The organism is Litorerythrobacter xanthomarinus (genome assembly GCF_046254955.1).
Taxonomy (GTDB): domain Bacteria; phylum Pseudomonadota; class Alphaproteobacteria; order Sphingomonadales; family Sphingomonadaceae; genus Qipengyuania_C.
The window spans coordinates 1,838,593-1,849,582 of the sequence record NZ_JBJXRG010000001.1 but is presented as its reverse complement, the minus strand read 5'-3'; the positions used below and the strand labels follow the sequence as shown (position 1 = coordinate 1,849,582).

Sequence of the window (10,990 nt, the reverse complement as noted above, 5' to 3'; positions counted from 1 at the left end):
GCAGCGCAATCGCCCTGCCGGACAAGCGCTTCACCATCGGCGGCAATATCGCCACCCATGGCGGTGAGCAGGGCTATACCGCAAGCTTCACCGGTCGTGTCAGCGACAGTTTCGCCATCGGCGCCGGGATCGCAGGCAACACCGGCGATGACCGCGTCACCGCACAAATCGGCTTCGCAATCGGGTTCTGAGGAGGATTCTGGTTGCCTGCATGGCGTGCGTTCTCCAAGGCTTCCTCCGGCTTGGTCTTGAGGGAGAGAAGCGATCGTGCGCGTCGTCAAATGGCTTGGGGTCACTATCTTGGTTCTCGCTGCTTTGTTCCTTGGTTTTGCCGCCTACCAGCTTACTCCGAAGGATGAACCACGCCCGCTTCCGCCCTCCTTGGTGTCTGCCGAAACTTCCGAAGGACAGGCTTTGCTTGCAGGCGCAGAGGCGCTCGATGACCACGAGGAGCTGTCCGCCAATTTCGAACAACAACGCCTAATAAGCTTCTGCGGCCCCGCGAGCAGCGTAGCCGTGCTCAATTCTTTGGGTCGAAATGTTACGCAGACCAGCCTTTTCACCGATCGTGCATCGGAAGTCCGACCGCTTTGGCGCGCCGCCGCCATGGGCATGACAATCGATATGCTGGCGGCCATTCTCGAAGCGCATGATTTGGAAGTGTCCATGAGCCGCGCGAATCTAAGCGGCGTTGATGATTTGCGCGCCGCTATCAAGCGCAATCTTGCGACGGATGACGACTACCTGCTGGTCAACTACCAGCGCGAGGTACTCGGCCAAGATCGCGTGGGACATATTTCCCCATTGGCAGCCTATGACGCGGATACGGACCGAGTGCTGATAATGGATACTGCATCATACAAGTATCCCCATACATGGGTCCCGGTTACCGAACTGCATGCGGCTATGGCCACAATCGACGGTGAGACCGGAAAGTCGCGCGGCTGGATTGAAGTACGCGAGAGGTAGAGATTAGCCTTCCAGCGGTACGCCCGGTTCGTGCTTGGCTGTACGGATCGTCAACGAAGTCTTGACGCTGGCGACGTTGGGCGCCGGGGTCAGCTTGCTCGTGAGGAACTCTTGGAAGCTCTGCAGGTCCTGGCTTACAATCTTGAGGATGAAATCGATCTCGCCATTGAGCATGTGAACTTCACGCACCTCGGGCAATCCACGCATCGCAGCTTCGAACTCGCGCAGCGCGTCTTCGGCCTGGCTCTTGAGGCTGACCATCGCGAATACTGTTATGGCAAATCCCAGTTTCGACGCGTCCAACTCGGCGTGATAGCCCTGGATCACGCCGCTTTCTTCGAGCGCGCGCACACGGCGCAAGCACGGAGGCGCGGTCAATCCGACCCGCTGGGCCAGCTCCACATTGGTCACCCGCCCCTCTGCCTGTAGTTCGGCCAAGAGCTTGCGATCGATCGAATCCAGACTGGCCATCATGCCCCCTTTTATGGAGCCTCGCGCGTGACGAGGCATTACGCCTCACAGGCCTACTCGATTACATTCGGGTAACGAACGCTGCCTGTCTGACGCCAAGATTATAAGAATATTGTTTCTGCCAGCAATTGTCCCGCTTTGCAACGCGTGGATAACTTCCCCAGCTAACCGCGCGGTAGCGTGTTAGGTGGCGTCTGCGGAGCTATATCCTTCGTATAGGGTAATGGTGCCCGAATTGGAGATGGAATGCATTTCGACGACCGCCTCGCAACTGTGCTGCGCCACCGCGCTGCCGGCGAAGCGGCTGCGCGCACGCAGTTCCGGCAGCTGCTGGACCTGCTTGGCGCGCGTAGGGAAGGCAAGGACGAAAGCCTGCGTGCCGCGGCATGGTTAAGACTGGGTGCATTGGGCGAATTAATTCCTGCAAAAGAACGCGCGTCAATGATCGCTGAACGTGGCTGGCGTTTCGAGAATCCCGACATGGCAATGCATCTTGCGGAAGACGAGCCCGAGGTGGCCGCCGCCGCACTTGCTCGCGCCCATCTCACCAGCGAGGAATGGGTCGCCCTCATTCCCACCCTCCCCATCCGTGCGCGCGGCTTCCTCCGCCTGCGCGATGGACTGCCGCCGGACGCCCTGCGGGTACTGGAACAGCTGGGTGTGCAGGATCGCGGCCTGCCCATGCCGCGCATCGACGATCCGCAGACTGACGAGGATCACTCTCCGGATACGGTTGAAGAACCCTTCGAACTCACCGCCGAAAACGAGATCGAAGACGAAACAAGCGAGACCAGCGTTCCGCGTGGCGGCGAGATCAGCGCCCTAGTCAAGCGTATCGAGGCTTTCCAGCGCGCGCGCAGCGAAACGCCCACTGTTAGCGCTCCTCGGCTGCCATTGGGCGAAATCGCCAGCGAACCAGCACGCGCACCGCTGCTTGGCTTCACCTTCTCGACCGACGCGAGCGGCAAGATCGATTGGGCCGAACCGCGCGTCGCCCCGATGGTGATCGGCATGGATGTCACGCAATTCGCAGTGCCGGACAGTGCGACGGCGAAGGCAGGATTTGCGGGCGCATTCCAGAGCCGCCAACCCTTGCGCAATGCGAAAATAACGCTTGAGGGTGCGGACGCAATCACCGGCGAGTGGGTGCTAGACGCGGTTCCCCGCTTCACCCGGCCACCCGGGCGCTTCTATGGCTATGCAGGTAAGCTACGCCGTTTCAGCAAGGCAGAGCAACCAAGCCCGACATCGCGCCAGCAACGCGACGCCGACCGTATTCGCCAACTGCTGCACGAGTTGCGCACGCCGGTAAATGCGATCCAGGGTTTTGCCGAAGTGATCCAGCAGCAACTCTTCGGTGCGACTCCTCACGAGTATCGCGCCCTTGCCGCATCGATTGCGGGCGACAGCGCAAGGATGCTCGCCGGTTTCGACGAGCTGGATCGGCTCGCCAAACTGGAAGCAGGAATAATCGCACTTGAGGACGGGGAAACCGATTTTGGCGATCTCGTCCGCCGTCAGGTCAACCAACTCCAGGCCGTGCTCAAGCCGCGCGTTGCCGGGTTTGAGGCGCGCCTGTCCGATGTGCCGTGCGAAGTATCGATTGCCGAAAGCGATAGCGAGCAGCTCTCCTGGCGGATTCTGGCGTCGATCGCTGGGCTTGTGAGGGGCGGCGAGAGGCTGGGGCTCGAACTGTCATGCGACCGCGAGGAAGTTGTGCTTGCTTGCGAGCTTCCTGCAGCGCTCGTGCCGAAGGATGATCTGTTTGCAACCGACCTGCGCGCGGGAAGCGATTCGGTCAGTTCGGGGATCTTCGGCGCTGGATTTTCGCTGCGGCTGGCCCGTGCCGAAGCCAAGGCGGCGGGCGGTAACCTCGTGCGGATCAAGGACCACCTGGTGCTGACCTTGCCGCTCAAGGGTCGTGATCGTACTCAAGTCGATACCGAAACACCGAGAAATCGCGCAACATCGCGCTGAACCTGCGCTCTTTGCTTGCAAGCAGTGCGCGTGACGGCTAGCGAGCGCGCGTTGTACGACACCGCTAACCCCGGGGGCCTGTAGCTCAGTTGGTTAGAGCTGGCCGCTCATAACGGCTAGGTCGCGGGTTCGAGTCCTGCCGGGCCCACCACCGGGGGCGTGCGACAATGAAATCGGTCGGGGAGTGGCGCAGCCTGGTAGCGCACCTGTTTTGGGTACAGGGGGTCGCTGGTTCGAATCCAGTCTCCCCGACCAGATTTCTCTAGACAATTCCTCCATCGCGAAGCCATTGCGCCCTAACCTCTGGGAGCGCAATTGATCCGCGAGAACACCACTTTCGAATACTCAATCCCGGTCGTTGTGGCGGGCGGCGGCGCGTGCGGCTGCGTTGCGGCCTTAGCGGCTCGCAAGAGAGGAGCCGAAGTACTGTTGATCGAACAGGACGCTCACCCTTACGGTACCACCTCCATGTCACAAGGCCTGATCGCCGCCGCCGGCACCAGGAGCCAGGTGGCAAACGGCATCGAAGACAGCGCCGATACTTTCTTCAATGACATGATGACCAAAACCGATGGTCAGGCGGATCCCGTGATCGCCCGTGCGCTTGCCGATCACTCTGGTCCAACGGTCGATTGGCTGGCTGACGAATGCGATATCCCGATGGAGCTCGATCTCGGCTTTCACCCGTCCTACGGCAACAGCACATATCGCGTTCATGGTTGGCCCGGCCATGGCGGTGAAGACTTGCTGGGACTGTTGCACCGGCGCCTCGTCGACGAGGGTGTGGATGTTATGCTGGGCACCACTCTGCGCGATATTCATACCGACGCAGATGGCTCGATCTCGGGCCTCGCAACCTCCGGTCCAGATGGCAGTGAAGAACAATTGGGATGCGGCGCACTGGTGCTTGCCTGTGGGGGATTTGCCGGCAACCCGGACCTCGTACGCCGCTTCATCCCCGAACTTGCCGAGGTCCGCTACAATGGCCACGAGGGCAGCCATGGTGACGGTATAATGTTGGGGGCACAGATCGGCGGAGCGCTGGCCGATATGGGTTCGTACCAGGGATATGCCATGCTGACCGATCCACAAGGAATCACCGTTCCTCCCGGCCTGCTCGTCGAAGGCGGCATCTTGCTCAATCGCGATGGTGAGCGCTTCGTCGATGAAAGCCGCGACATCGCCGGAATGATGCACCAGGTGATCGAGCAGCCGGAGGGCTTTGTCTGGGTCATTTACGATGCCGAAATCGAAAAACGCTGCCTTTATATCGGCGAGGTCGCTGAGTTGTCGCGGCTGAATGCGCCGCGCTCTGGCGCAACGACCGAAGAACTGGGCGCGAAATTGGGAATCATTCCCGCCATCCTGGATGAGCGAATCGGCGAATTGTTTAATGCCAGAACAAGTGGTGTGTCGGATTCCGTGGGGCGGATGTGGGAAAACGCCCGCGTGCCTTCGCCCAATTACCGCGCGCTCAAAGTAACCGGCGCGCTCTATCACACACAAGGCGGCCTCCAGATCGACGGTGAGGCTCGCGTGGTGCGCGAGGATGGCGATTCCATTCCCAACCTATTTGCAGGCGGCGGCAATGCGCGCAGCGTTTCCGGACCATCGCACTGGGGCTATATCCCCGCCATGGGCCTGTGCACCGCCGTTACACTTGGACGGCTAGCGGGCCAGAACGCGGCTGCGGTGGTGCAATCATAGCCGCAACTTCGCCAACCCTCGATAATCGCGCGATCTGGGCGATTGCGATCCCCGCGATGCTCACCAATGTCGCCACTGCGCTGATCGGCATCGGCGACATGTGGATCGTCGGCCAGCTCGGCAGCGCTCCGACACAGGGTGCGGTCGATGTCGGAGCGCGCGTCTTCGCTTTGCTATTCACCGCAATGAACTTTCTCAAGACTGGCACCACGGGGCTGGTCGCGCAATCAGGCACACGTTCCGGCGCGGGCGAGCAGGCCGCGACGCTGCTGCGCGGGCTGGCGATCGGCATGGCCATTGCCCTCGCGCTGCTGGCATTCAAACCGATCCTGCTTCCCTTCCTGCTCGATGCACTGGGCGCCGAGAATGCGGTGTTGCGCGAAGCGAGGACCTACGCCACGATCCGATACTGGAGCGCGCCGGGCGTCATGCTCAACCTTGCGCTGATCGGCTTCCTGATCGGGCAGCGCCGGATGACGGCGGTGCTGGTGATCGAAGTCGCCTACAACATGCTCAATGTCGGGCTCGGTCTGTGGTTCGTGCTCGGCCTCGGCTGGGGCATCGAGGGCGTCGCCTGGTCGAGCGTGATCGCCGAATTCGCCAAGCTGGCGGTGCTTGCCGTGCTGGTGTTTGCGGGGGAGACCGCGCGCAACCTTTCCAACACGATCCGGCAGGGCGGCCAGCTCTCCTGGAGCAAGCTCGCGCCATTCCTGTCAGTCAATCGCGACCTGTTCCTGCGGACGCTGGTTCTGATGCTGACCCTCGCCGCGCTCACCCGCATCAGCGCGGAACGCGGACCCGAAGTGCTCGCCGCCAATGGCATCATGTACCAGCTCTTCGTGCTTACCGCCCTGCTGCTCGACGGGTTCGAGAATGCGGCGCAGGTGCTCAATGGGGAACGCTTCGGGGCAAAGGACCGCAAGGGTTTCACCGCTTATACGAGAGCAATCCTGTTGCGCGGTATAGGAGCAGCTGCGCTCGTGGCGCTGTTCTTCGCACTCTTCGCCGATCCGGTGCTGGCCAGTTTTGCGGCGACCCCGGGCGTCGCGGCGATAACATTCGATCTTGCGATCTGGCTGGTGATCATTCCCTTCGCAGGTGTGACAAGCTTTGTGTTCGACGGAGTCTTTGTCGGAGCAAGCTGGACCCGCGCGATGCTGCTGTCGATGGCAGGCGCGTCTGCTGTCTTCGCTGTTTCGATCTGGCTGACATGGCATCTCGGAAGCCACGGGCTGTGGCTCAGCTTCGTCATCTTCCTGCTGGTTCGCGCCGGACTGCAGATCGCCCTGCTGCCCCGGCTGATGAACCGCGACTTCGGTTAGGAAACCTGCCCGACCGCGGAGCGCGAATAGTCGGTTGCGGCGATAGTCTCGACCACCTGGTCACGAATAGACTGCGCCGCCGCTGTCGGAACGCCAATGAACCGCAACCGGCCTCCCGGCAGCCCGAATACAAGATCGACATATCCGGCCAGCTTGCCGAGCGGCCCGCGCATGATCTCGACCGACTGGATACGCTGGCGCGGCGCAATCATGACATTGCGTTTGATAACGCCGCTCCTGGCGTAAAGCTGGCGGCTGTCGATCGCGTGACGATACTGCTGCCAGTTCAGCCACTGGCGCAGGACAATCAACGGGATACCAACCGCCGCAATGCTCAGCGCCAATGTGGGCCTGCCCCAGAGATAGGCCATCGCGGCGACGTAAGACGCCACTGCACTCCACAATACCCCGCCGATCAGCCAGCGCCATGGGCTCGGCCGCTGCCAGGGCGTGTCCGCGGTCGGCAATTCCAACGCTGTCACATCGGCAATACGCTCGATCTCGTCCATCTGCGCGAATGGCGCAACATCATGGTTCGACGAACCTGCATCCTGCGCCAGGCTCACGAATTTCAGACCGTGCCAACCCCAACGTTTGCGGATGAGGCCTGTCCCGACAATCGCTGCCTGCACGCGGTGAACCGGCATGACCACGTCGGTGCGCGTGAACAGCCCGCGACGGCGACGGAAACCGCGCTCGCTGCGCGTCAAAAGGAAGCCGTATTCGCGCGCAAAAGTCTTTGCAAAACCAGTCGCCACACCAACCAGTGCGAGGCCCATCACACCAAGGACGGCCCCGAATAGCTGTGTCCATCTTCCCGCATTGGCCAGCGTCCCATATCCGTCGCCGAATTTCTGTTGCCAGTACGACGGATCGAAGAACCCTTCGGGCAACAAGAAATCGAATTGCTGAGCTGCTGCCGCCAAGACTCCGAAGACCACCAGCGAGAATTCGAAGAAGCCAAATAGGGCAATCCGGCCCGATGTCATCGCGAACAATGGCTGCTCTTCCGGCTCGTCGTCGGTCTCTTCGGCGGTTTGGGCCGCACTGACCTCGCGTCGGTCCCGCACGAGCTTTCTCAGGCGCTCGCCCTCCGCGTCGCTGACATAGGCGAGCGAGAGATCATCCTTGCCCCCTGCCCCGGTCTCGAACCGCAGTTGCACCAGCCCGAACAGCCGCGCCAGCAGCGGCTGCTCCTTGCTGACATCCTGGATACGTTCGTAGGGGACCGAGCGCGCCTGGCGGCTGATGATACCGCTTTCGACCCGGATATCCTCCGGTCCGGTAGTGTATGTTGTCCGCCACCAGCTAAGCGCCGATGCACCGGCCACCAGCGCCACTACGGCGAGCATCGCGAGCAGGGTGAAACCGAAACCAAGGTCGGCCGACTGGATCCCGAAATAGGCTGCGATAAGGCCAACCAACGCCTGCCGCACATTGGTCAGCACGAGCGGGATCAGGCCGATCGGGTCTGTCCGCCTCGGAGCATCGAGAGTGGAAATTTCTCCGTCTTCGCTCACGCCAGCTCGCGCTTGATATGGCTGCGGATCGCCTCGCGCATCGCGACCGCCTCGTCATGCTTGAGACCGGGCAGCGAAACCGAGAAATTATGCGTGCCTGCGGTGTGGAGAACCAGCGTGGCGAGGCTCCACGGCCTCTCCAGCGGTGCAGCCAGTACATCAAGGTGCTGGACGCGGCCGAACGGGACCACGGTATCGCGATGAAACAGGAAGCCAGAAACGATCCGCAAGCGGTCTTCGCCCATAGCGAAGGCCTTGCGCCTGAAGCGGCGCTGGGGAACAACCCATGCCCATACGATCGCGGCCAGCGCCAACGGCACAAGAAGCGTTCCGGGCACCCAGTCGGTCATGAATTCGCCGACAAGGCCTATGATCACGAGCAGGCAGGCAAGGACAGCTGCGCGCAAGCGCATCACCTTGAGGTAATCGGGGTGTAGTGGCTTCAGGTCGGCGTTATCCATTAGCCCGATCTAGCAGGCGCGCGCAGTTTGCCAAGCGAGCGTACACTCGCTTGGCAAACCGCACATTCCATCTCTCGCTACCAGTTGAAGCCGACTTCGACGCCCCAGATGCGCGGCTCGTTGACCATCGCCGTGAGGTTGTTGAAGTCGATCCCGCTTACAGCCGAAACATCGTTTGTGATATTCCGCACGAACGCAGCAATCTCGTAGCGATCGGTTTCATAACCGACCCGCACACCGCCTTCGAGCATACGCTTGTCTTGGAACTCCAGCGATTCGTAGAGGAAAAAATTGATCTTCGAACGATAAGCCCAGTCAGTGAACAGGTAGACATCGCCATTCCCGACCGGGAAGTCGTAGCGCGCCGTCCAATTGGCGATCCACTTCGGCGATTGCGGCAGGCTGTTGCCATCAATGCTGACGATCGCAGCGGAGAACGGCGCAGCAGCGGTGACAATCGGATCCTGGATTGTGCAGAGCGAAACATCAGGAAAAGTATCGACCCTTACGCCGCCGCAGGCAGCGCTCGTCAGATTCTCGTCTTGGATTTCGGTGTCGTTGTAACTCAGGCTGGCAGTCAGCAGCAGCTGGCGTGTCGGCGCAAATTGGGCATCCATCTCAAAGCCGTAGCCGCGCACATTGTCAGCATTGATAACACGGTTGGCATTTACGTCGCCGCCCACCGCAGTGAGCTGCGCATCGTTCAGATTGTAGTAGAAGCCCGAAAGATTGAAGCGAGCCTTCCCGTCAAGAAGTGTCGACTTGATGCCAGCCTCGTAGGAAGTGATGGTCTCCGAACCTGCCACAGATACGCCGTCTTCCAGCGGCGTAGCGGTTGCCGGCGGGAACAGGATACGGCCCTGGATGCTGGGCGCGCGGTAGCCTCGCGCGACGCGGGCATAGAGATTGAGGTCATCGCTCGCCGCATAGGTCAGGCTGGCATCCCAGGTCAGCGTGTCATCGCTCACTTCGCGGGTTACGGTACCCAGCGGGTTCTGCAGGAATGTCGGGAACTGCGTATCCTGGCTGCGGACGACTACGAAATCGCGCTTGTCGTCATTGTAGCGCAAGCCGCCGGTCACGCTGAGCTGTTCGGAAAGCTCGTAGGTGATCGAGCCGAACAAGCCAAAGGCTTCGCTTTCCTGCTCCTGCAAGACGACGATGTTCACCCCGCCCGTCGCGTTGAGCGGATCGCCCAAAGTGGAGTAGTTCTCGCTCAGGATCTCGAGCTCTTCATCGAAATAAAAGAACCCGGCCTGATAGCTGAGGGGCCCATCGCCATTGCTGGCAATACGCAGCTCCTGAGTGAACTGGCGCAGATCCGGCACCGTGTCGCGCGTTTCTGCGGTGAAGGGGATAACTCCGGGGCCCGACGGCGGGAAGTCGGCAAGCCCGAAGCCGCCATCGACATCGCCCACTGAAGTGGAATCCGCATTCCATAGGCTGGTGACGGAGATGATCGAGACCGGCCCGACATCCCATGTGATCCGGGCCGTAGCATTGGTAGCGGTTAGCGACTGGTCATTCTGGCCATCAGTGGTGACAACATCGCGATCGAAATTGGCGTTCAGGCCTTCCTCTCCGCGGGTGAAGTTGTTCGCCCGGAAGAGGCGAGCCGTGCCGGTCAGGTCACGCACCTGGCCGGTCAGCAAAACGTCGAGCGTGTCGGTGAGCTGGGCCAGTGCCTGAACACGCAGTGCGAAGTCCTCATATCCGCCGAAAGCATTTTCTTCGGTGCCCGAAGGCAGCACGTTGTCCACATAGTCGGACTGGCGTTGGAAGAGGCCCGAAACGCGTACGCTGAAGCGATCGCCCATCGGAATATTCAAAGCCGCTTCGGCGTTCACATTGTTGAACCGTCCGTAGGAGAGACGGGCATATCCCTCGGCCACATCCTGGGGTTTGACCGAATCGAACTTGACGATCCCGGCCGGCGTATTGCGCCCGAACAGCGTGCCTTGCGGCCCGCGCAGCACTTCGACCTGCTGCATGTCGAACACCGGGAAGCCCTTGAGGATCGGGTTTTCGAGTACAACGTCATCATAGACGAGGCTGACCGGCTGCGAAGCGTTGAAATCGAAGTCGGTATTGCCCAGCCCGCGAATATAGAAGCGCGGGAATGTCCTCCCGAACGAGGATTCGACGATCAGGCTGGGCACCCGGCCCGAAAGCGAACGGATATCCTGCCCGCCGCTGCCGATCGCCGCCAGTGTATCCTGGCTCACGGCAGTAACCGAGATCGGCACATCCTGGATGTTCTCTTCGCGGCGCTGCGCGGTCACGATGATCGTACCGAGGCCGCCATCTTCTTCGCTGGCCTGCGCGTCCTGCGCATGGGCCGGCGCCTGCGCCATCACAGCTGCGAGCGCAAAGCTCCCAGCCGAAACGAGAAATTTGGTTGCGATCTTCATGAATTTGGATCCCTGTCCGGAGCGCTTGCCTGCAACACATTCCTCTCGGAATGCAGGCTGCCTCGTTACCACCGTGCCTGATTGCTCAAGTCGGCTGCAGTGATTGCCGCGAATGCCCGCCACGTCAATTTGAACGCACGCTTGCTCCACAA

Annotated in this window: 9 protein-coding genes and 2 tRNA genes; 7 read left to right on the top strand and 4 right to left on the bottom strand. The window is 61.0% G+C overall.

Features of this window, described 5'->3' with window-relative positions:
• Together ACEWMW_RS09200 and ACEWMW_RS09195 are read left to right on the top strand one after the other, a co-directional pair.
• The coding region (locus ACEWMW_RS09200; protein WP_409413584.1) for a hypothetical protein at positions 1-191 on the top strand (191 nt) is incomplete at its 5' end.
• Between the two features lie 76 nt (positions 192-267).
• Positions 268-969 carry a phytochelatin synthase family protein gene (locus ACEWMW_RS09195; protein WP_409413583.1) on the top strand — a complete coding sequence of 234 codons (702 nt, stop codon included), beginning with the start codon at positions 268-270 and terminating at the stop codon, positions 967-969.
• 3 nt (positions 970-972) lie between these two features.
• On the opposite strand, the gene ACEWMW_RS09190 is transcribed toward ACEWMW_RS09195, so the two are convergent.
• Positions 973-1,440: an Lrp/AsnC family transcriptional regulator gene (locus ACEWMW_RS09190; protein ID WP_409413634.1), complete on the bottom strand. Its 468-nt coding sequence runs from the start codon at positions 1,438-1,440 to the stop codon at positions 973-975.
• A gap of 246 nt (positions 1,441-1,686) precedes the next feature.
• On the opposite strand from ACEWMW_RS09190, the gene ACEWMW_RS09185 reads away from it, so the two are divergent.
• From ACEWMW_RS09185 to ACEWMW_RS09165, 5 genes are all read left to right on the top strand, one after another.
• The gene (locus ACEWMW_RS09185) at positions 1,687-3,417 is read left to right on the top strand and encodes a histidine kinase dimerization/phospho-acceptor domain-containing protein (protein ID WP_409413582.1); all 1,731 of its coding nucleotides are present in this window, start codon (positions 1,687-1,689) and stop codon (positions 3,415-3,417) included.
• Positions 3,418-3,491: 74 nt separating this feature from the next.
• Positions 3,492-3,568, top strand: a tRNA-Ile gene (locus ACEWMW_RS09180).
• Between the two features lie 27 nt (positions 3,569-3,595).
• Positions 3,596-3,672 (top strand) — tRNA-Pro (locus ACEWMW_RS09175).
• Positions 3,673-3,732: 60 nt separating this feature from the next.
• Positions 3,733-5,124, top strand: a complete 1,392-nt coding sequence (locus ACEWMW_RS09170) for an FAD-dependent oxidoreductase (protein ID WP_409413581.1) — start codon at positions 3,733-3,735, stop codon at positions 5,122-5,124.
• 56 nt (positions 5,125-5,180) lie between these two features.
• The gene (locus ACEWMW_RS09165; protein ID WP_409413580.1) at positions 5,181-6,446 is read left to right on the top strand and encodes an MATE family efflux transporter; all 1,266 of its coding nucleotides are present in this window, start codon (positions 5,181-5,183) and stop codon (positions 6,444-6,446) included.
• On the opposite strand, the gene ACEWMW_RS09160 is transcribed toward ACEWMW_RS09165, so the two are convergent.
• The 3 genes from ACEWMW_RS09160 to ACEWMW_RS09150 all read right to left on the bottom strand — a co-directional run bounded on the left by ACEWMW_RS09160 (position 6,443) and on the right by ACEWMW_RS09150 (position 10,838).
• Positions 6,443-7,966 carry a PH domain-containing protein gene (locus ACEWMW_RS09160; RefSeq protein WP_409413579.1) on the bottom strand — a complete coding sequence of 508 codons (1,524 nt, stop codon included), beginning with the start codon at positions 7,964-7,966 and terminating at the stop codon, positions 6,443-6,445. The genes ACEWMW_RS09165 and ACEWMW_RS09160 overlap by 4 nt on opposite strands.
• On the bottom strand, positions 7,963-8,427 hold the full coding sequence (locus ACEWMW_RS09155; protein WP_409413578.1) for a PH domain-containing protein: 465 nt from the start codon (positions 8,425-8,427) through the stop codon (positions 7,963-7,965). Before ACEWMW_RS09155 ends, ACEWMW_RS09160 begins: the two co-directional genes overlap by 4 nt.
• Before the next feature lie 77 nt (positions 8,428-8,504).
• The gene (locus ACEWMW_RS09150) at positions 8,505-10,838 is read right to left on the bottom strand and encodes a TonB-dependent receptor (protein WP_409413577.1); all 2,334 of its coding nucleotides are present in this window, start codon (positions 10,836-10,838) and stop codon (positions 8,505-8,507) included.
• Between the last annotated feature and the right edge of the window lie 152 nt (positions 10,839-10,990).